The sequence below is a fragment of the Pseudocitrobacter sp. 2023LY-00077 genome (assembly GCF_055796175.1).
In genome coordinates this window covers 58728-77228 of record NZ_JBSPEI010000020.1, presented here as the reverse complement: position 1 = coordinate 77228, position 18501 = coordinate 58728, and the positions used below count along the sequence as shown (strand labels likewise).

Sequence of the window (18501 nt, the reverse complement as noted above, 5' to 3'; positions counted from 1 at the left end):
GCGGTTCTCCTTCAGTAATTTTCAATCTCCGCATGACCGGCCACCACCCAATTCCCACCCGGTACGACCTTTAACGCCCCTCACTCAGAGCGCATGAGCGCCATTCTGGCAGGCGCAATCTGCAATTTACCCCGAACACATCCAGACGTGAGAAAACGCGCGGAGAAGGCGAAAAAGGCCGGAGAATAGCAATTAAAGGCATCACCTCCCGACCATCCGTCGCGTGGGCTGTTCCCCCGTCACCTGCGCGCGACATTTGCTTCGTTTTTTGTGCATTTCTCGATCCTGAGCCAGACCGCGCCGCCACAGGGCGGAAAAGGCATAAACAGCATCAAAAAAATTGTGCAAATTTGTGCACTATTGTGCAAATAAAAAACCCCTCGTTTTGAGGGGTTCGTTGTAATGAATTTTTTATGACCGAATTGGGATGGAGGTTTGAGGTTGAATTGGAACCAGTACCTGATTGTAAGCACGTAAAATTTCGTTATACAGGTCTTGGTGCTTCGCTGCCTTCACGGTGATGATAAGAGCGTACTTTATCTTTTCCGCCTTGTGACTCGCTATGCTGGCACCTGCTTCACGGGCGTTATAGTGAATATCAAACACAGGATTTTTTAGAGTGGATCCCAGCATGTTCTTCGAGCTATGCAACACGGTCTCCCATTTGCCCATGTCAGAACGCCGCTCACTTTCAGTTGAATATTTTGCTAGCTCAAAAAATCCCTTAGTTTCAGCATTCTGTTTTCCGTCTTTAATTCTTGAATCATTTGGGCGGAATGTTACTTCTAGGCCAGCCTTTGTATATGAAGCCGAATCTTGCGGATCAGTTGTTGTTGCATAGCAGAAAGTTGCCGATAAATTTATTTTACCTTTCAAGCCACCTTCAGGGATGGGAAGAGAAGCGCGTAGGTATTTTCCAGGTTTCAATTCACCTTGGTAGACGATACGTGCGACACCATCAGGGCTGACAATAATGTCGTTCAAGTCTTCAGGCAGTTTCCCCCAGCCTACTTCTGCGCAGGCGTGATCAAGCGGTTTTGAAGCATGAATCAACAAAGCTTTGATCGCCAGTTGGCTCAAATCACTACCTAAAATAGCCCGAACGCCAACGGCTGCACGTAAAGCGTAAGGTGAGGCAAAACTTGTTCCCCGTTGCGGTGTGATTACAGGTTTTTTACCTTTTCCCAAAACATGAAAGTACTCGTCTATATCACCGCCAAACGCAACTAAATCAGGTTTCATCACGCCGGGACTTCTACCCGGCCCAATGGCGCTATACGGCGCTCGTTTCCATTCAGTTTCATTGACAGTATCACAAGCACCAACAGCCAAGGCATTAACGCAATCAGATGGTACTTGAATTCTTGCATTACCAGACTCACGATCCATTTCGCCATTGTTCCCAACAGCAACGGTCATTAGCGTCTCGCCATCACTTAATAAATCATCTATGACAGAAGTCCAAGCATGAACTTCCGTATCTTCAATTGGTAGATCAGGGCCTAAACTTAGATTAATAAACTGATACTGTCGAGACAGAAGAACCTCTTCAATAAAGCCCAAAGTCCGATATAACTCCAGCGGATCTTCCTGACAGGTCTTATTGTCTAAAACTCTTAAGTTATCAATATAAGAGTATGGTCTTTGCACCTCTGACTTGTTACTAATTGGCCCGAATAAAAAAGCAGAAGATACAGCCAAACCATGTTCTAAACCATCAGGATCATCTTCCGCATGATCGTCCAAAACTCTATAAGACTTTAACCAAGGAGATATAGCATGCTCTGATGGCAAGCCACCATCAAGAATGGCGACTTTTATTTCTGAAGATATTGGGCCTTCCGTAGGCAATTTACACTGAGCTAAAGGGCCAGAAGCTCTTTGTATCGGCCTGATTCCACGTAATTTTGGCACAGGTCTAATTACGCGTACGAATGTAAATTTCGCAAGTTTGTCAATGGCAATTCGATCAGCTTGAATTGGCACGAACCACAACGTACCAGCAGTAAAAGCTAATGAGGTATGTACCTTGATGTTCAGAGTTGACGCGAACCGAACAAATTGTTGCTGAATCAAGTCTTGTCCATCATCTGCCAGCAAATGTACACCAACTTCAAAATACGAAGAATCCATATCACCTGCGGTAACAATACGCTCTTCAGGTAAATAGGCTTCAAACTGTTCTATACGAGCAAAATCAATCGCTTCGTCTGTTAACTCTTTGAGTCCGGACACCCAATGAGGTAACTCTTCGAAGGATTCTCTTTTACCAGCAATAAACATTTGTGTCGTAGTGACTTCTGACACAGCAACTTTGCGTTTCCAGCTTTGAGGCGTAATTCTAACCGCCCTGCTGCCAATTGACGTCAATCCGGTAGATTTAAGCATTTTCGCAGGGAAAAAAGAGCGCGCGATATAGCTCGGATTTACAGTCAACTTTGCTACGGCATAATCATTAGGACACGCCCGATTGGGTAACTTTGCAAAGTTTTCGATAGTAGATGCAATTTGCGGCAATAAGCGTTGTTTCGATTCATAAAGAGAGTAAACCTCAGCTTTTCCTGGGACTCTTTTAGGACTAGGAATATCACTGGTTAACAATTCACCGCGTCCGATCAGAAAATTAGTTTTCGCCATACATACTCCTTACCTATGCTGCGTTAGACTTTTTTGGACTATATTTTCTAATTGTATCCCTACTGACTCCAGTTAAGTCTGATATGGCATGCTGGGATAATTTAGAGTTTCTTTTTAAATTAACAGCTATTTCTTTACGCTCATTTCGATCTAATTCTGACAAACCATCTTTAATGAATGATTCAATTAACTCTTCATCTGAAGAAATACCTAAAGCAACTGAGCGACGGAATTTGTTTATAGAACGTTCAATATTACTAAAAGATTCATCTTTGAACATAATGACAAGCAAATCGATCCAACGTGCAAAAATTGCGTAGTCAGGGCCTAAAAAGCGTTTAATAGCTTCTTTAATGCTTTCACTATTTGGCTTCTCAAAATTGAGTACCAAATCAAAACGTCTCCATAGTGCCGGATCAATCAACTCAGCAAAGTTAGTTGCTGCAAGTAACAGACTTGAAGAAGGCCATTCATCAACTTCCTGAAGTATCACAGTAACAAGTCTCTTTAATTCTCCAACATCAGAATCATCACTTCTCTTTTTTGCAATTGAGTCAATTTCATCTAACAGAAGAACACACGGCCCTTTCTTTGCGAAATCCAGAGCCGCCCGAAGATTATTTCCGCTTTTCCCTAGATAACTACTCATCACAGCAGTTAAATCCAGAACGTAAAAAGGAACACCTAATTTCTGAGCTAACCAGCTTGCCGTAAGCGTTTTACCCACACCTGGTGGGCCAACAAAAATGGCGGAACGTGTTGGTTGTAAGCCAAGGGCCTTAAGACGGTCGATATGCTTCCGTTCAAGAATAATCTGATCCAGTGAGTCTTCTATCTGACTGGAAAGCAATGGCTTACTGGTAATCTTTTCATTTGGTGCTTTAAGTAAGGTTAGCCTTGAATCCTCGTCCACAGGCATGGCCTGAGACTGAGTTGGTTTTGGCACCGTAACCTTACGCAGCCCTTGTGCAGGCTTCTGCGGTTTATTCCGTAAATAAAGATCAAGCTGCTCCGATAGAGCAGGCATAGTTTCCCGATATTTGCGCACCAAGCGAGCGACATACAACCGAACATCGTCATACTGTTCAGCTATTACCAGTCTAACTAGCTGGGCTAAATCTGACTGAATACCACTTAAGTCGCCCATCTTAATCATAACCTCTTAATTTTAAACGAATTATAAAAACAAACAACTGGACTACTTATAGTATTGCACTTTTTCACCGAACAGGAAAGCGGAATACTATATGAAATTACAGTATGTTTCATAAATCACACTTCCCATGTCTAAACGCTACCTTCATACGATTGATGAGATTGTTTGCTTGTTGCTTCATTGCCATAATCTGCGACGGCAATTCACTGCTGGTTCGCCTACTTGTGTTAAGTCCTTCGTCAGTTAGAGTTACCGTTAGCCCGGAACCTGCGCGGTTACGGGCTACCAGCCGCCCGTCCTGCACGGTCATAACAAGATCGCCGCACGCCACTGACGCACCGGCCATCATCGATCTGACCATTCCGGCGCTGGCATCAATTCCACGCAGCGCCAGCAGTTCACTGATCAGCTGCTCTTTCACGGATAGCCCGGCCCCGTCTTCCCGTTCCGGTGGCCGTTTTTTCCGCTTACTTCGCACATCGTCACTAAGCCGCTGCGCCAGTTCTCGCTTTTCCTGCCGTGAAAGCGCATCAAAATTCACCGTCACGCCCTCAGCTGGCACAGTCATTCCTGACTGTCCTTTAGCTTCGCTGGCGGCATGTTCAACACCGTCAGCACCTGCCGCGGGATCCCGCGTACAGTTATTGACAGAACTCCGAGGGGCGGCGCTGCCGCCTGAAAAACCAACGTCAACGGCCACACCGTCAGCGCTCTGGCGCTTCGGCACGATTTTGTATTGAGTGGTGCGGGTGAAGATCAAAGAGTCATTGCCCGTAATCGGGCAATAGATACCGGTGATTCGCTGGACGTTATCGCCGTAGGCGTTGCCGTTTTCAGTGGTTTCATAATTCAGACGGATGCGCAGCTTATCGCGCTCAACCAACGGGCCACCCTGGGCTAATACGTAGTTATCCCATTCGCCACCGTTAGCGGCCTGCCGGGCGGTTTCCAGTTCAGGGTGTAACACCAGTTCGCGATCGCCCAAGCGGCGAAGTTCGCGATATACCGTGACCGGTGCACCGCCGATCTGCTGAAACTGACGAATAGCCCAGCGCGATGCCCACGCGCTAACGCGGAGTGACATTTCTTTCAGGTCTTCCCCGGTTTCGTCGTCCTTCTCACCATCCAGCGCGAAGCCGTCGATATTCTTCGAAATGTATTTCGCTATGTAGCCGGTTGCGCTGCCGTGGGCATCATCGATCGGCACAACCTGAAAGCGGTTTTCCTGCGCTCCCGGTTCGTTGCCGTCTTCTTTCAGGGCATATTTACGGAAGATTTCGCGCGCCTGCTCGACGCATTCCGGGCGCATAAAAAGAAGTAAATGCCAGTGTGGCGTTGCATCGTGGTGCGGTTCGACCACGCGAAAACCAAAGACGCGGATCCCTTTTCTCTTCCACGCTGCGCGGGTTCTCGCCCAGACTTTGCAAAGATATTGCTGCGTCTCGCGCGGCGATGCGCCACAGTATTTATTATTGCGGCGACCGTTATGCTGCATGGAGTGGTAACGGGAAGGTGCTGTCAGCGTGTAGAAGTCACCGGCCAGCCCTTCCAGCTTCGCCAGATCTTCAAATCCGCGCATTCTCGTCATGAGTTCGCGGCGACGGTTGGCCGGATTGGCAACACTACCGGCAACTTTATCGATCAGTGAAATGCGTTCGCCCGTGTCCTGGTCTTCCAGTTCCATAGCCTTAAGGTATTCACGGTTAGCCTTTTTTTGGGCCAACCATTCCGTAAGGCATGGGGCGCTACTGTATGGGGAAGATTTTTTCTGGACGTATCCCGCAGCGATCATCAAATGCTCACGCCACCGGGCATGGATACGGCGCAGGCGGTTTAACCACCACTGCGGTGACTCAAGGCGAAGAACCGCGCGTAACGCGTCCTCCGCTTCCAGTTCTTCATTGCAATACGCCGTCCAGCCGGGGATCGGAGTTTTCAGATGCACCGCCAGCGACGCAATACGGCCATAGCCAGAAAGCGCCGCGAACTCAGGATCTCCGGTGCGTGCCAATTGGTGATCGGACTCGCGTATAAACTCGCTCGTAAAGATATCGGCAAGCGTATAAGCCAGTCTTTTTAACTCTTTCTTCCCTGCCCAGAGCATACGGAACAGCTGATCGCGGATTGGCAGCAGAATGCCGGGCATCACAGTGTCAGGCTGGTAAACACTGTTCACGCTATCAATTCGCGTTAATACGTGGCGCTCAAAGGTATTAACCATCCAGTGATCTGCCGCTTTGCGGTCTTTCGCGTCCAGTGCATCCAGCTTCGCGGCAAAGTGGCGGCGGATATACTGCGGAAGTGAAGCCAGACGGCGACGCAGCAGCTTGCTGCGCTCCGGCTTTTCGTCTTCCGCTACCAGTTCACTGAACGCAATATGCTTACGCGTGCCGTCCGGCGTGAGATAGTCGAAACCATCCAGCCCCGGCGCTACATCAACGCCAATAGGCTGGTATGGTTTGTTTCCCCCATAAGCGTAAGGGATAGCATTGTCAGTGCTACCCGGATACGGTGGAGGTGGAGAAGGGGCGCGACGGCCACGGGTTTCCGTGGTCATATTTGAACTACATCCCCTACTTTAACGGCTTTGGCTTCCTCTTCTGATTTCTTCAGAATTGTGGTTACTGACTCCCTTCCATAAGCTGTTACTTTCGCCTCAACCAACCAATACGGCACAATCTCGCCACGACTCACGCTTATGATTTCAACGATCCAGGCGTCTATAAGATTCATTAAAAAGCCTCCAGATCGTCAAACGTGCCCGCCGCAACCATCGCGTTGTAAGTCGCATCACCCATCACGGCGCCACAATCAGGGCAACCGCCGCCGTAACGCCCGCAGCAGTCGCAGACAGGCAGCACGCCGATCACTTCTTTGGCCTTCTGGCGGTTGTCTTTGTCAGTGCTGACGGAACGTTGCACGCTGATTTCGTGCATCTTGAAAGGCTGATAAATCGCGCGGGTGGCTTCGGTGTCGCTGTTGGAAATGACGACCTTCACGCCATGCTTACGGTTAACTTCCAGCAGTGCCTGGACTAACTGGCGGTGGTTGTCTTCCGTGAATGGTTCGGTGTGGTATTGGGTAAAATCGGCTGTTTTGCTTTCAGGCAGGTAAGGCGGATCGCAGTAAACGAGAACATCGCCACCCGTGACGACCTGTAGAGAACGCTGGAACGGCGCGCAAAGAAATATTGCCTTTGTATCGTTGGCCTTTTCTGCAAACAGGCGGATTTCATTTTCAGGAAAGTAGACGCTCTTATACTTGCCAAACGGCACGTTAAAGCCGGTCTTACGACTGTAGCGGCATAAGCCGTTATAACCGTGGCGATTCAGATACAGGAATTGAGCAGCGCGCATGATGCACGCCATTTCTACGCCATAACGCAACCCACCGCTTTTTACCGTACCTACCTGCTTATTGAACGCGGCTCGGACTTCGTTGTACCCCTGCGGGCTATTCTTGCTGTTGAACAGTTCGCGGGCCGCATCGATCACTAAGTCCGGGTAACGGGTGACTTCCCGATACAGGTTAATAAGATCCGGGTTGATATCAGCCAGCACATAGCGGCGGTATTCAGTCGCCAGAAATACCGATGCGCCGCCTACGAACGGTTCGATCAGGCAGTCGGCTTTAGGAAGATGCGGCAGCAGGTCAGGGAGGACACGGGTTTTACCCCCTGCCCATTTGATGAACGGGCGGATCATTTTACAGGACTCCGTAATGGGAAGCTGGAATAGAAGGGCGCTGCAATTCTTCAATGCAGTGCTGGCGCAGGGTGCTGATAAAATTTGTGGTTACTGATCCAGTGGCAGAAAGGGTTAACTCACCATCACGGCGGGTTTTAATGGTTAAGCCTTCATTTTCGATAGCAGGTAAAAGAACATGCAAAATGAAGCTATATTGATCACGTCTGGTCATAATCTCTTCCTCAAAAAAAGAATGAGTTGAACCGCCGCCACTTGATAAAGAGGCGGAGAAAACAGAGTTGATTTTTTAAAACCGAATTACTTAATTAGCTTTTTAAATAATTCAGCCAGTGTAAGCAGGAAGCCTTTATTTATTCTTTGGGTATAAATAAATGGTTTATTTTTACCTTTGATAAACTGAACCTTCGCCGGTTCGGGCTTAAAAAATCTTCCGTCTGGTGTTTCCAGCCAGCCGCGTGAGTTTTTGAAGTGTGTAACCTGGCACCCGTGCTTAAGCAGGCTTGCCAGTGATGGGCCTTCATCGTGCATTACTGCCCCCTTGCTTATACATCTGATCAACCGTGCGCATGGCTTCCGCTAAAGCAAAGTCACGCCCATAATAATCGCCATTGCTGGAAATACGATAAGAGTGCTTAAACGTAAAAGGATTACGCGGGCATTTCTGAATAGTGAAGCCACGATATAAATATGAATGACGACTTAACTGTATTAATTGCACAGCCACAAAAGCCCCCTCACATTCCCAATTTAAGCAATTCACCATCAACATGGCGGGCCACGTCTTTGGTTATTTTCTTAATCAGCTTTTTATCCCTGATCATAAACTCGCCGCTATTGGTGCGAATCATGAAGCCCGTTTGCATATCTTTTAAATGGGTGTCCAGAATGTCGTTGCATTCACGCACCCGGTTTTCGTGGTTGGCTGTTTTCTGGCTCATCGCGATAACCTCAAAGACCGATCCACAGCAACCAAGCGTCGCGCTGCTCTCTCGGACGGTTGTAGTAGGCTTCACGCATTGCGCGGTTGAACTCAGGAATATAGATCCAGTTCTCAGCACGGGCGCCCAGGCTGTCCGGGTTCTTCCACGGGATGATCGGCAACTTACCGTCTTCAATCATGCTCTTAACCGTGGCGGGCTTCTTACCGATTAACTCGGCAAATTTAGGGTATGGAACCGCGTCAACGGCATGACGCACTTCAATGAACCCCTCTAACTCTTTGTCTGTCATAGCGTTATCACCTCTCATTGAAGATATGCCGGGATTTTTAGCCACGCCCGGCGCGTGGTATTCTGGAGTTTCCACACAACCAGAAAGGAGATCTTTATGTCTCAGAAAGAAGTACCTATCTACATTCCTGCTGAACTTGAATACCTCGTTGCTAATGACCTGGCTTGCTTACGCTTCCACTACCACTTAGCTACACCGACAAAACTGCCCGAAGCAGGCGAGTTGTTTACTGGTTTAACCATTGAGCAAGCAAAAGACACCGTAACCTTCCTCCAGCAATACATTGCTAAAGCTGAACTTGCTTCTTCACTGGCCCCGAAACGGAGCCACTAGTTTTAACCGTCCCTGCATAACGTCCATTCCGGAAATAACTACGGCGGAATTCAGCAACATGGATTCCGTCACTTCTGTTGCCCCGCTCAAGTCTTCCACTCATTTGTGCTAATCTCCGCATTAGCGCTAGGCGCTTATTTCGGCTTGTAACTGCTTATATTGGCGGTTGCTCATGGTAGAGATTACCACCCTTAAGGAGAATGTTATGGTAGAGATCCCTACCCCGTCAAGCGGCGTGGGTGAAAAAATCAGAGCTATCAGGGATGCGGAGGGGTTAACAAGGCAGCAATTCTTTGAATTAACTGGAATACCTGCTGGCACGCAGAAGTATTACGAGACAGGAAGAGTGGAGAGTATTGGTAGCGATATCTTGCTTAAGATCACTCAGCATTCACGTTTCGCAAAATACACGCTCTGGCTTATGACTGATAAGACCGCCCCTCAAGCTGGTCAAATCGCACCGGCCCTCGCACACATTGGGCCAGAGTCAACTGGATCAGACCGCTCCGAGAAACAAACTGGTTAACTGTTTATAAACATTACATTTTCACTATCTGTTATCAGGATGGGGAAATAAACGCCGGAGGGCTTTCTTATGTCGATTAAGAAGCTCGAAGGTGGTCAATATGAAGTGGACGTATGGCCGCGCGGACGTAACGGAAAACGTATCCGCAGGCGATTTGAGAAGAAACAAGAGGCAGTTCTTTTTGAGCGTTATGTATTAGCCAACGCCGACAAAAAAGAATGGCTGGGCGCGAGCGTTGACCGCCGCACCTTAAGCGAGTTGTTAGATACCTGGTGGCTGCTATATGGACAGACTCAGGAAAATGGCGAGATTGAAAAGCGGCACCTGAATAAAACAATCAGGGCGCTTGGTGATCCAGCCGTTAACCGACTGAACAAGCGAATGATTGCACAGCACCGAAGCCAACGGCTGGAAGACGGTATCAGCGCAGCAACGATCAACCGGGATATTTACCGTTTGTCCGGGATGTTCAGCACGTTGATAAAGCTGGAAGAGTTCAGAAAGGAAAACCCCTGTAAGGGTCTGGAACCACTGAAAGAAGCGCCGCCAGCTATGACTTATCTCGCCAAATCAGAGATCAGCAAATTGCTGGATACTCTGACCGGCGACGATCGACGTGTAGCACTGCTATGCCTCAGCACTGGCGCACGCTGGGGTGAAGGGAGCACGCTGCGAGGTGAGCAGGTTAATCACGGGCGTGTGACGTTCCTTAAGACCAAAAATGGGAAAAAGCGCACGGTGCCGATATCGGAAGAACTGGAGAAAGAGATCAAGACCAGCGACACCGGGCCACTGTTCAAAGTTGACTATGAAAACTTCTGCGAACGGCTCAGGCTGGTTAAGCCTGACTTACCACGCGGGCAGGCCACGCATGTGCTTAGACATACGTTCGCAAGCTGGTTCATGATGAACGGGGGGAACATTATTGCGTTACAGCAAATTCTGGGGCACGCCAGCATACAACAGACGATGGTTTACGCTCACCTTGCACCTGATTACCTGCAACACGCAGTAACGTTAAACCCTCTTGGCGGCGGGCTGATGGTGTGACAATGTTGTCTACATCTTGTCTACACCCGTAGCGCTATATCCTTCTTGTAACTGCTTATGGCTGTTGCAAGGAGGATTGATTTATAAGGGATTTTTTCTAAGTGCCTGATAAAAAAAACCCCCACATCATGTGGGGGAAGACAGGGATGGTGTCTATGGCAAGGAAAAACAGGGTTTGTTACTGGTTGCTACGGGTACTACTAAATAACATTGTCGTTGGGTTTTTCTGCATCCCGGCAACCTCACGCAACTGGTCCATACGTTGCTGGTGTTTCTCATTTAAAGCCGCTTGCTGCTCTGGCGTTAGCAGGCGATACATCTGGTTGCGCACTTTCGCCATTTCTACCTGGCGGGCAACCTGCTCCTGCGCCATTTTTTCTGCCTGAGCGCGTACAGCGGCTTCATCAAATTTTTCTGCTGTGATGAGACGATGCATCGTCTCTACTTCGCTAACATTAACGGGCGGCTGGTCATGCCGGGCACGTTGCATCAGATCTCGCATCTGCTGACGTTGATGTTCGGTTAAACTTATGCCGTCAAACATATGACCCTGACTGCTACGCTGCGTGCTACCCTCAGCGGGGTGCCAGTTAACGCTGGTGACGACTTCAGCTGCCTGGCTATAAGCACTTAGCGCCAGTGTTGAGGCCATGACGGCAGCGATAACATTGCGCATCACTTGCTCCCAAAAACTTTTGTGTCGCGATTCAACGAGAGACAGTTTACGATTCAGGCTGCAAACATGCGTCAGGGGGTGTAAAACAACGTAAAGTCATGGATTAGCGGGCCTTGATGACGTAATTTCTGCCTCGGAGGTATTTAAAATATGAATAAAATTTTATTAGTTGATGATGACCGCGAGCTCACTTCCCTGTTAAAGGAGTTGCTCGACATGGAAGGGTTCAACGTTCTGGTAGCCCATGACGGTGAACAGGCGCTGGCACTTCTGGACGACAGCATCGACCTGCTTTTGCTCGATGTGATGATGCCGAAGAAAAACGGTATCGACACGCTTAAAGAGCTTCGTCAGACACACCAGACCCCCGTTATTATGCTTACCGCGCGCGGAAGCGAGCTGGATCGCGTTCTGGGCCTTGAACTGGGCGCAGATGACTACTTGCCTAAGCCGTTCAACGATCGCGAGCTGGTTGCGCGTATACGCGCAATTCTGCGTCGTTCCCACTGGAGCGAACAGCAGCAAAACAGCGACGTCGGTTCCCCAACCGTTGAAGTTGATTCCCTGAGCCTGAATCCGGGCCGTCAGGAAGCCAGCTTTGATGGGCAGGTCCTTGAACTGACCGGCACTGAATTCACCCTGCTTTATCTGCTGGCACAGCATCTCGGCCAGGTAGTTTCCCGTGAACATCTGAGTCAGGAAGTGCTGGGCAAGCGCTTGACCCCGTTCGACCGCGCTATCGACATGCACATCTCCAACCTGCGCCGCAAACTGCCGGAACGTAAAGATGGGCATCCGTGGTTTAAAACCCTGCGTGGTCGCGGTTATCTGATGGTGTCGGCTTCATGATAGGAAGTTTGACCGCACGCATCTTCGCCATTTTCTGGTTAACGCTGGCGCTGGTGCTGATGCTGGTTCTGATGCTACCGAAGCTCGATTCTCGTCAAATGACCGAGCTGCTGGACAGCGAACAGCGCCAGGGCATGATGATTGAGCAGCACGTTGAAGAAGAGCTGGCGGCAGATCCACCGAACGATTTGATGTGGTGGCGTCGTCTGTTCCGTGCCATTGATAAGTGGGCGCCGCCCGGCCAACGCCTTCTGCTGGTTACCAGCGAAGGCCGCGTGATCGGCGCAGAACGCAGCGAAATGCAGATCATTCGCAACTTTATCGGGCAATCAGATAACTCAGATCACCCGCAAAAGAAAAAATATGGCCGCGTTGAGCTGGTTGGCCCGTTCTCCATCCGCGATGGGGAAGATAACTACCAGTTATACCTGATTCGACCTGCCAGCAGTTCACAGTCCGATTTTATCAACCTGCTGTTTGACCGCCCGTTATTGCTGCTCATCGTGACGATGTTAGTCAGTTCGCCACTGTTGTTATGGCTCGCGTGGAGCCTGGCAAAACCGGCGCGTAAACTGAAAAACGCCGCCGATGAAGTCGCCCAGGGGAACCTGCGTCAGCATCCTGAACTGGAGGCCGGCCCGCAGGAGTTTTTAGCCGCAGGCGCCAGCTTTAACCAGATGGTGACGGCGCTGGAACGCATGATGACGGCGCAGCAACGTCTGCTTTCTGATATCTCCCACGAGTTGCGCACGCCGTTAACGCGTTTGCAGCTGGGCACCGCATTGTTGCGTCGCCGCAGCGGAGAGAGCAAAGAGCTGGAGCGTATTGAAACCGAAGCGCAACGTCTGGACAGTATGATCAACGATCTGCTGGTGATGTCGCGTAATCAGGCGAATAACGCGCTGGTCAGCGAGACGATGAAGGCCAACCAACTGTGGGGTGAAGTGCTGGACAACGCCGCCTTCGAAGCCGAGCAGATGGGCAAATCCTTTAGCATCGATTATCCGCCAGGCCCGTGGCCGTTGTACGGTAACCCGAATGCGCTGGAAAGCGCGCTGGAAAACATCGTGCGCAACGCCCTGCGTTACTCACACACCAAAATCGCCGTGGCATTTTCGGTCGATAAAGAAGGCATCACCGTAAACGTTGACGATGATGGCCCGGGTGTCAGCCCGGAGGACAGAGAGCAAATCTTCCGACCGTTCTATCGCACCGATGAAGCACGTGACCGTGAATCCGGCGGCACCGGGCTTGGCCTGGCGATTGTTGAAGCCGCTATTCAGCAGCATCGCGGCTGGGTTAAGGCCGATGACAGCCCGCTGGGTGGTTTGCGGTTAACGATTTGGTTGCCGTTGTATAAGCGGACGTAATCAGCACCATGCCCGGTGGCGCTTCGCTTACCGGGCCTACTTACCCCACAATCTCCGCGAATTTTCCTCAATCTTGCCGCTAAGTACCCGCTTCTGCATTGTTCTCGTCCAGCTTGTCGATAGCCCTGCCGCCGACATCAACCGATGATACTGCTCTTCATCAAACGGCATATGCCACGCAATTGCTGCCGCTTCATGTACGGAAACCTCGCTCAGCCGCGAAACCAGCTCCAGCGGTGCATCGCTCGACACCTGCCCCGGCGCGACCACGCGATACAACCAGCCCACTTTGCCACGGCTTTGCATCTGTGAAGACATATCGGCAATACCAAAATGGTAGTTCAGCTTGAAGCAGGGTGAACGCGGCTGGCTGATCTGAATCAACGCCTCGCCCCAGCGGAAAATATCGCCGATAAAGGCCTCTTTTTCCGTCAAACCGTGCGTTGAAATATTTTCGCCAAACGCGGGCGCATAGAAGAGATCGGCCTGATCGGGAAATTCGCGCATCCACTCTGCGTAATGTTCGCGAGGATAGTGGCACAGCGCGCGCTCCGGGCCACCGTGGATTTTTTTCTCTGCCTGCTCATCGCCCGCCAGCCCCAGTTCGGTCAGCGTCAGCTCGCCGTCTACCTGCACCTTAGCAATCGCACTTGGGCGGCTACCGTCGTAGTCGCGGATGGTGCCAATAAAAACCTCAACCGGATAATGCATCTCGTCACCCTGTTTCACGGAAATCACTGCCTAAAGGCTCGCTGGTTGCAGGGGGAAATTCAATCTTTTTTTGCTATTAAAAAACCGGCCATAAAGGCCGGTTTCTACGCGCAAAAGCTATTTCACGCGGTGACGTAAGTCCATCTGCACTCTTTCCGCTTTCGCATAGCGAGACCAGATGGAGGTAACAATCGGCACCAGAATCGAGGTCACAATTACCGACGTTGCGACCAGCGATGTGGCGGCTGGCGCCATCGGTTTAAATGCCGGTACCATCTCTGCAATCAACACTGGCGTGGCGACCGCGGCCCCAGCCGAACTGGACGCAGCAATTCCCGCTGTGCCGTCACCGCCGCCGATGAATTTATCCGCCAGCATCAGTGGGATACCGGTGATGATAATCACTGCCACCCCGAGCAGAATGCCCAACAGCCCGGTTTGAGCAATCACACTCAAATCAATGGTATTCCCTAATGCGAAAGCGAAGAACGGAATCAGCGTCTGCACCGCTTTGGTAAAGAAATCGCGCAGCTCAGGGTCAAGATTACCGAGCGCAAAACCAATCAGGAACGGCAATACCGCGCCAACAAACACATGCGGTTCAAACGAGGCAATCCCCGCTGTACCGAGAATAATCATCGTCATCAGCGGGCCGGACTCCAGCGACATCAATACAAACGCGCCCGATTCCTCTTTGGTGCCGTACTGTTGCATGATAGACGCGTAAAGCCCGCCGTTGGTCATATCCATCGAGGCGACCAGAGCCAGCGTTGATAACCCGGCAAAGAATCCCACTTCAACGCCGTGGACAGGCAGCAAGCGAGAGGTCACCGCAGCGACAACCCAGGCGACCAGAATTTTGGTGATGACCAGCGTACCCGATTTACGCAGCACCGTACCGGTCGCGCTGAGTTTGATGGAGGCGCCCATACAGAAAAACCATACCGCCAGGATCGGTACCGTTCCGGTGATCATCCCATTGGTGAACGAGCCAAAATATTTACCCGCGCCCGGAGAGAAAGTGTGGCAAAGCGCCCCTAAAAACAGTGGCACCAGCATCATGCCGCCAGGAATTTTTTCTATCGCACGTTTAATTTGCATCGTCATCATCCTCATCCAGGATCGCTAATTTTTTGCCTGGCGGGTTTTCCTGAAACGGCTGAAAAACTCGTCTTCGATGATGAGATGCTAGACATTCATCGTACGAATAAAAGTGATCCAACATACAAATTAAAACAATATTTCATTTTTTGCGGGATCGCGTTTCTTAGATGAGTTCCTGATAAAAAAAGCCCCCGCAGGCTTACCCAACGGGGGCTTTCATACCTCACCTTACGGCAAGGCTATGGATAAAAACTTATTTTTTAGCCGCGAAACGTGCAGCAGCTTCGTCCCAGTTCACCACGTTCCAGAACTCTTTGATGTAGTCCGGGCGGCGGTTCTGGAATTTCAGGTAGTAAGCGTGTTCCCAAACGTCCAGGCCCACAATCGGGAAGCCAGATGCGCCAGAGATAGCTTCACCCATCAGCGGGGAATCCTGGTTAGCGGTAGAAACAACAGCCAGTTTGTCGCCTTTCAGCACCAGCCATGCCCAACCGGAACCGAAACGGGTTGCAGCCGCTTTTTCGAATTCTTCTTTGAATTTGTCAACGGAACCGAAATCGCGCTCGATAGCCGCTTTCAGATCACCCTGCAGGGTGGTGCCTTTTTTCAGGCCTTTCCAGAACAGGCTGTGGTTAGCGTGGCCGCCGGCGTTGTTGCGCAGGAACGTTCTTTTTTCAGCCGGGATTTGGTCCAGTTTGGTGATCAGTTCTTCAGCAGACAGGGAAGCGAACTCCGGCAGGCTTTCCAGCGCGGTATTCGCGTTGTTCACGTAGGTCTGGTGGTGTTTAGTGTGATGGATTTCCATCGTCTGCTTATCGAAGTGCGGTTCCAGGGCATCGTATGCATAAGGCAGTGATGGCAGGGTATAGCTCATAATCTTCTCCATTATTGTCGGGCGGCAAAGTGTTAACGCCGCGTAAGCAGTTGGTTCATTATAGTTAATTAAATGATATTGAAAATGATTATCAATGCCGTAGTTTTTATAAGGTTATAACTTTTTGTTATGTGACTGATTTTACGGGGCTTACAGGTCATAAACGCGTTGCCTATCAATGAAAAAGGCACAACCGCCTCGCTTTTTACACAGAATGTAAAAGTGTGAAGCCACTCACTACGACTTTGCTCTGATGGTCATTTTTTGAATCTCAGTGGCAATTACCGGAAGGTTATTAAATCGCATACTTTTTAAGCTCAATGGGTTGGCAGGAAGCCTGAACCAACAACAACCCGTTGAGGAAACAATAATGAATAATGCGATTATGATGGGCATTTTTTGGCATTTGATAGGCGCAGCCAGTGCAGCCTGTTTCTATGCCCCCTTCAAGAAGGTCAAACACTGGTCCTGGGAGACGATGTGGTCCGTTGGCGGCACCGTATCGTGGCTTATTCTCCCCTGGACAATCAGTGCCCTGCTGTTACCCAATTTCTGGGCCTATTACGGCTCATTTAGCGCCTCAACCCTGATGCCGGTCTTTCTCTTCGGCGCGATGTGGGGCATCGGCAATATCAACTATGGCCTGACGATGCGCTATCTCGGCATGTCGATGGGCATCGGGATTGCGATTGGCATTACGCTGATTGTTGGCACGCTAATGACGCCGATTCTGAACGGTAACTTTGATGTGCTGATTAACACCAAAGGCGGCCGCATGACGCTGCTGGGCGTGCTGGTTGCGCTGATCGGCGTGGGCATCGTCACCCGCGCGGGCCAGTTGAAAGAGCGCAACATGGGCATTAAAGCGGAAGACTTCAACCTCAAGAAAGGGCTGGTGCTGGCAGTGATGTGTGGCATCTTCTCAGCGGGGATGTCATTCGCGATGAGTGCTGCAAAACCGATGCACGAAGCGGCGGCTGCGCTGGGCGTTGACCCGCTCTACGTCGCGCTGCCTAGCTACGTCGTTATCATGGGCGGCGGCGCGCTGATTAACCTCGGTTTCTGCTTCATTCGTCTGGCAAAAGTTAAAACCCTGTCGGTAAAAGCTGACTTCTCGCTGGCAAAACCGCTGATCATCACCAACGTATTGCTCTCCGCGTTGGGCGGCCTGATGTGGTATTTGCAGTTCTTCTTCTACGCCTGGGGCCACGCCAAAATTCCGGCGCAGTATGAATACATCAGCTGGATGTTGCACATGAGCTTCTACGTGCTGTGCGGAGGTCTGGTTGGGCTGGTACTGAAAGAGTGGACCAATGCAGGTCGCCGTCCGGTCGGCGTGCTGAGCGTCGGCTGCGTGGTGATTATCATCGCGGCGAATATTGTTGGGCTGGGTATGGCCAGCTAATCAGGCAACCACTCCGGTACGATGACGCCACTGACCTGGCGTCATCCCCACCTCGCGGTTAAACACCACCGAAAAGTAGTTACTGTCCTCAAAACCGCACTGCATCGCCACCTCTCCGATCATCAAATCTGTATGCTGCAACAAATACTGCGCGTGGCAGATGCGTAACTGACGCAGATAGTGATTCACGGTCATGCCTGTCTGTTGGCGAAACTGCTGACGCAGCGCGCGTTCGCTGCAACCTTCCTGCGAACAAAAGAGATCCAGCGAGAAAGGGCGGTTCAGGCTTCCGGCAAGCGCACTCAGCAATCGGTCGAGCATCGCTTCGCTTTGCGTCGCTTCCAGATTATCGGTGGCGTAGCGATAACGTTTGAATGAGACCACCAGTTGGGCAAAAAGCAGCTCGGCCATTTCATTCGCCAGCGGTTCATCTTTGCGGCTTTCGTGTTCCAGTTGGGTGATGATTTGCCGCGTCTGGGTCATTCCGCTGCTGCCAATGCGCCAGTGCGGCGTCCAGGCGCTGCCGTTCAGGCCGGGCAGGTAGTTTTGCCAGTCCAGATTAAGCTTCAGCCGCTCGGGACAGTAGATAATATTCTGTAAAACCAGATCGTTAACTGAGGCGTAGGAGTGTTTATCTTCCGCGCGGATGTAGAAGAGATCGCCCCGCGTGATGCGATAAGGGCGATCGTTGAGCATATGCAGGCCGTTTCCGCGCCAGACCAGCACCAGCTCGCTAAATTCATGGGTATGCTCCGCAAAGACGTTTTGCGGATAACGATCGGCGACCGCCACCGCTTGCCCAGGGCGGGCAAAGAATTCCTCTTTTCGCAGAACTAAGTGACCCGACACAGCCATACCTCACGACCTATAACG

21 protein-coding genes are annotated in these 18501 nt (G+C 50.6%); 6 read left to right on the top strand and 15 right to left on the bottom strand.

The window, feature by feature from the left end; translation table 11 throughout:
• Window positions 1-411: 411 nt before the first annotated feature.
• The 10 genes from ACWWFX_RS21355 to ACWWFX_RS21310 form a co-directional block, all read right to left on the bottom strand.
• Window positions 412-2637, bottom strand: a complete 2226-nt coding sequence (locus ACWWFX_RS21355) for a S8 family peptidase (RefSeq protein ID WP_473224727.1) — start codon at window positions 2635-2637, stop codon at window positions 412-414.
• Window positions 2638-2650: 13 nt separating this feature from the next.
• Window positions 2651-3784 (bottom strand): AAA family ATPase, encoded by a 1134-nt coding sequence (locus ACWWFX_RS21350; RefSeq protein WP_200041586.1) that lies wholly within the window; start codon window positions 3782-3784, stop codon window positions 2651-2653.
• 118 nt (window positions 3785-3902) lie between these two features.
• Window positions 3903-6350, bottom strand: a complete 2448-nt coding sequence (locus tag ACWWFX_RS21345) for a replication endonuclease (RefSeq protein WP_473224726.1) — start codon at window positions 6348-6350, stop codon at window positions 3903-3905.
• Complete coding sequence (locus tag ACWWFX_RS21340) at window positions 6347-6526, bottom strand: hypothetical protein (RefSeq protein WP_109536492.1); 180 nt, start codon at window positions 6524-6526, stop codon at window positions 6347-6349. The genes ACWWFX_RS21345 and ACWWFX_RS21340 overlap by 4 nt, the downstream gene beginning before the upstream one ends.
• Complete coding sequence (locus ACWWFX_RS21335; protein WP_109536493.1) at window positions 6526-7497, bottom strand: DNA adenine methylase; 972 nt, start codon at window positions 7495-7497, stop codon at window positions 6526-6528. Before ACWWFX_RS21335 ends, ACWWFX_RS21340 begins: the two co-directional genes overlap by 1 nt.
• Before the next feature lies 1 nt (window position 7498).
• Window positions 7499-7711 (bottom strand): PH domain-containing protein, encoded by a 213-nt coding sequence (locus ACWWFX_RS21330; protein ID WP_016246744.1) that lies wholly within the window; start codon window positions 7709-7711, stop codon window positions 7499-7501.
• An 86-nt stretch (window positions 7712-7797) separates the two neighbouring features.
• Window positions 7798-8028 (bottom strand): phage filamentation protein Fil family protein, encoded by a 231-nt coding sequence (locus ACWWFX_RS21325; RefSeq protein WP_016246743.1) that lies wholly within the window; start codon window positions 8026-8028, stop codon window positions 7798-7800.
• Window positions 8018-8224 (bottom strand): DUF4761 family protein, encoded by a 207-nt coding sequence (locus tag ACWWFX_RS21320; protein ID WP_000290619.1) that lies wholly within the window; start codon window positions 8222-8224, stop codon window positions 8018-8020. The genes ACWWFX_RS21325 and ACWWFX_RS21320 overlap by 11 nt, the downstream gene beginning before the upstream one ends.
• A gap of 10 nt (window positions 8225-8234) precedes the next feature.
• Window positions 8235-8438: a hypothetical protein gene (locus ACWWFX_RS21315; protein WP_016246742.1), complete on the bottom strand. Its 204-nt coding sequence runs from the start codon at window positions 8436-8438 to the stop codon at window positions 8235-8237.
• A gap of 10 nt (window positions 8439-8448) precedes the next feature.
• On the bottom strand, window positions 8449-8730 hold the full coding sequence (locus ACWWFX_RS21310; RefSeq protein WP_473224725.1) for a Cox family DNA-binding protein: 282 nt from the start codon (window positions 8728-8730) through the stop codon (window positions 8449-8451).
• A 96-nt stretch (window positions 8731-8826) separates the two neighbouring features.
• Between ACWWFX_RS21310 and ACWWFX_RS21305 the strand changes: the two genes are divergently transcribed.
• The 3 genes from ACWWFX_RS21305 to ACWWFX_RS21295 all read left to right on the top strand — a co-directional run bounded on the left by ACWWFX_RS21305 (window position 8827) and on the right by ACWWFX_RS21295 (window position 10639).
• Window positions 8827-9063 (top strand): hypothetical protein, encoded by a 237-nt coding sequence (locus ACWWFX_RS21305; protein ID WP_023276976.1) that lies wholly within the window; start codon window positions 8827-8829, stop codon window positions 9061-9063.
• 205 nt (window positions 9064-9268) lie between these two features.
• A complete protein-coding gene (locus ACWWFX_RS21300; RefSeq protein WP_000229411.1) occupies window positions 9269-9589 on the top strand; it encodes a helix-turn-helix domain-containing protein in 321 nt (106 codons plus the stop codon).
• A 69-nt stretch (window positions 9590-9658) separates the two neighbouring features.
• Complete coding sequence (locus tag ACWWFX_RS21295) at window positions 9659-10639, top strand: phage integrase (RefSeq protein WP_023276977.1); 981 nt, start codon at window positions 9659-9661, stop codon at window positions 10637-10639.
• A 178-nt stretch (window positions 10640-10817) separates the two neighbouring features.
• Here the strand turns inward: ACWWFX_RS21295 and cpxP are convergent, their stop codons facing one another.
• The gene (gene cpxP / locus ACWWFX_RS21290) at window positions 10818-11315 is read right to left on the bottom strand and encodes a cell-envelope stress modulator CpxP (RefSeq protein ID WP_231825883.1); all 498 of its coding nucleotides are present in this window, start codon (window positions 11313-11315) and stop codon (window positions 10818-10820) included.
• Window positions 11316-11465: 150 nt separating this feature from the next.
• On the opposite strand from cpxP, the gene cpxR reads away from it, so the two are divergent.
• Together cpxR and cpxA are read left to right on the top strand one after the other, a co-directional pair.
• Complete coding sequence (gene cpxR / locus ACWWFX_RS21285; RefSeq protein WP_015966513.1) at window positions 11466-12164, top strand: envelope stress response regulator transcription factor CpxR; 699 nt, start codon at window positions 11466-11468, stop codon at window positions 12162-12164.
• Window positions 12161-13534: an envelope stress sensor histidine kinase CpxA gene (gene cpxA / locus ACWWFX_RS21280; RefSeq protein WP_456146801.1), complete on the top strand. Its 1374-nt coding sequence runs from the start codon at window positions 12161-12163 to the stop codon at window positions 13532-13534. Before cpxR ends, cpxA begins: the two co-directional genes overlap by 4 nt.
• 36 nt (window positions 13535-13570) lie before the next feature.
• On the opposite strand, the gene yiiM is transcribed toward cpxA, so the two are convergent.
• The 3 genes from yiiM to sodA all read right to left on the bottom strand — a co-directional run bounded on the left by yiiM (window position 13571) and on the right by sodA (window position 16223).
• Window positions 13571-14245 carry a 6-hydroxyaminopurine reductase gene (yiiM, locus tag ACWWFX_RS21275; RefSeq protein WP_473224733.1) on the bottom strand — a complete coding sequence of 225 codons (675 nt, stop codon included), beginning with the start codon at window positions 14243-14245 and terminating at the stop codon, window positions 13571-13573.
• 117 nt (window positions 14246-14362) lie between these two features.
• Window positions 14363-15346, bottom strand: coding sequence for a 2-keto-3-deoxygluconate transporter (gene kdgT, locus ACWWFX_RS21270; protein WP_231825880.1), 984 nt, complete (start codon window positions 15344-15346; stop codon window positions 14363-14365).
• Between the two features lie 256 nt (window positions 15347-15602).
• Window positions 15603-16223, bottom strand: coding sequence for a superoxide dismutase [Mn] (gene sodA, locus ACWWFX_RS21265; protein ID WP_015966516.1), 621 nt, complete (start codon window positions 16221-16223; stop codon window positions 15603-15605).
• Between the two features lie 370 nt (window positions 16224-16593).
• Between sodA and rhaT the strand changes: the two genes are divergently transcribed.
• Window positions 16594-17628 carry an L-rhamnose/proton symporter RhaT gene (gene rhaT, locus ACWWFX_RS21260; RefSeq protein ID WP_276219238.1) on the top strand — a complete coding sequence of 345 codons (1035 nt, stop codon included), beginning with the start codon at window positions 16594-16596 and terminating at the stop codon, window positions 17626-17628.
• On the opposite strand, the gene rhaR is transcribed toward rhaT, so the two are convergent.
• The gene (gene rhaR, locus ACWWFX_RS21255; protein WP_276219240.1) at window positions 17629-18477 is read right to left on the bottom strand and encodes an HTH-type transcriptional activator RhaR; all 849 of its coding nucleotides are present in this window, start codon (window positions 18475-18477) and stop codon (window positions 17629-17631) included.
• Between the last annotated feature and the right edge of the window lie 24 nt (window positions 18478-18501).

What these genes read in the sequence shown, in the direction of transcription:
- cpxA (WP_456146801.1), top strand. Translation starts at nt 12,161, where the DNA reads ATGATAGGAAGTTTGACCGCACGCATCTTCGCCATTTTCTGGTTAACG.
- ACWWFX_RS21330 (WP_016246744.1), bottom strand. Translation starts at nt 7,711, where the DNA reads ATGACCAGACGTGATCAATATAGCTTCATTTTGCATGTTCTTTTACCT.
- cpxR (WP_015966513.1), top strand. Translation starts at nt 11,466, where the DNA reads ATGAATAAAATTTTATTAGTTGATGATGACCGCGAGCTCACTTCCCTG.
- ACWWFX_RS21300 (WP_000229411.1), top strand. Translation starts at nt 9,269, where the DNA reads ATGGTAGAGATCCCTACCCCGTCAAGCGGCGTGGGTGAAAAAATCAGA.
- cpxP (WP_231825883.1), bottom strand. Translation starts at nt 11,315, where the DNA reads ATGCGCAATGTTATCGCTGCCGTCATGGCCTCAACACTGGCGCTAAGT.
- sodA (WP_015966516.1), bottom strand. Translation starts at nt 16,223, where the DNA reads ATGAGCTATACCCTGCCATCACTGCCTTATGCATACGATGCCCTGGAA.
- ACWWFX_RS21345 (WP_473224726.1), bottom strand. Translation starts at nt 6,350, where the DNA reads ATGACCACGGAAACCCGTGGCCGTCGCGCCCCTTCTCCACCTCCACCG.
- ACWWFX_RS21355 (WP_473224727.1), bottom strand. Translation starts at nt 2,637, where the DNA reads ATGGCGAAAACTAATTTTCTGATCGGACGCGGTGAATTGTTAACCAGT.
- kdgT (WP_231825880.1), bottom strand. Translation starts at nt 15,346, where the DNA reads ATGCAAATTAAACGTGCGATAGAAAAAATTCCTGGCGGCATGATGCTG.
- ACWWFX_RS21295 (WP_023276977.1), top strand. Translation starts at nt 9,659, where the DNA reads ATGTCGATTAAGAAGCTCGAAGGTGGTCAATATGAAGTGGACGTATGG.
- ACWWFX_RS21310 (WP_473224725.1), bottom strand. Translation starts at nt 8,730, where the DNA reads ATGACAGACAAAGAGTTAGAGGGGTTCATTGAAGTGCGTCATGCCGTT.
- rhaT (WP_276219238.1), top strand. Translation starts at nt 16,594, where the DNA reads ATGAATAATGCGATTATGATGGGCATTTTTTGGCATTTGATAGGCGCA.
- ACWWFX_RS21350 (WP_200041586.1), bottom strand. Translation starts at nt 3,784, where the DNA reads ATGGGCGACTTAAGTGGTATTCAGTCAGATTTAGCCCAGCTAGTTAGA.
- yiiM (WP_473224733.1), bottom strand. Translation starts at nt 14,245, where the DNA reads ATGCATTATCCGGTTGAGGTTTTTATTGGCACCATCCGCGACTACGAC.
- ACWWFX_RS21305 (WP_023276976.1), top strand. Translation starts at nt 8,827, where the DNA reads ATGTCTCAGAAAGAAGTACCTATCTACATTCCTGCTGAACTTGAATAC.
- ACWWFX_RS21315 (WP_016246742.1), bottom strand. Translation starts at nt 8,438, where the DNA reads ATGAGCCAGAAAACAGCCAACCACGAAAACCGGGTGCGTGAATGCAAC.
- ACWWFX_RS21340 (WP_109536492.1), bottom strand. Translation starts at nt 6,526, where the DNA reads ATGAATCTTATAGACGCCTGGATCGTTGAAATCATAAGCGTGAGTCGT.
- ACWWFX_RS21325 (WP_016246743.1), bottom strand. Translation starts at nt 8,028, where the DNA reads ATGCACGATGAAGGCCCATCACTGGCAAGCCTGCTTAAGCACGGGTGC.
- ACWWFX_RS21335 (WP_109536493.1), bottom strand. Translation starts at nt 7,497, where the DNA reads ATGATCCGCCCGTTCATCAAATGGGCAGGGGGTAAAACCCGTGTCCTC.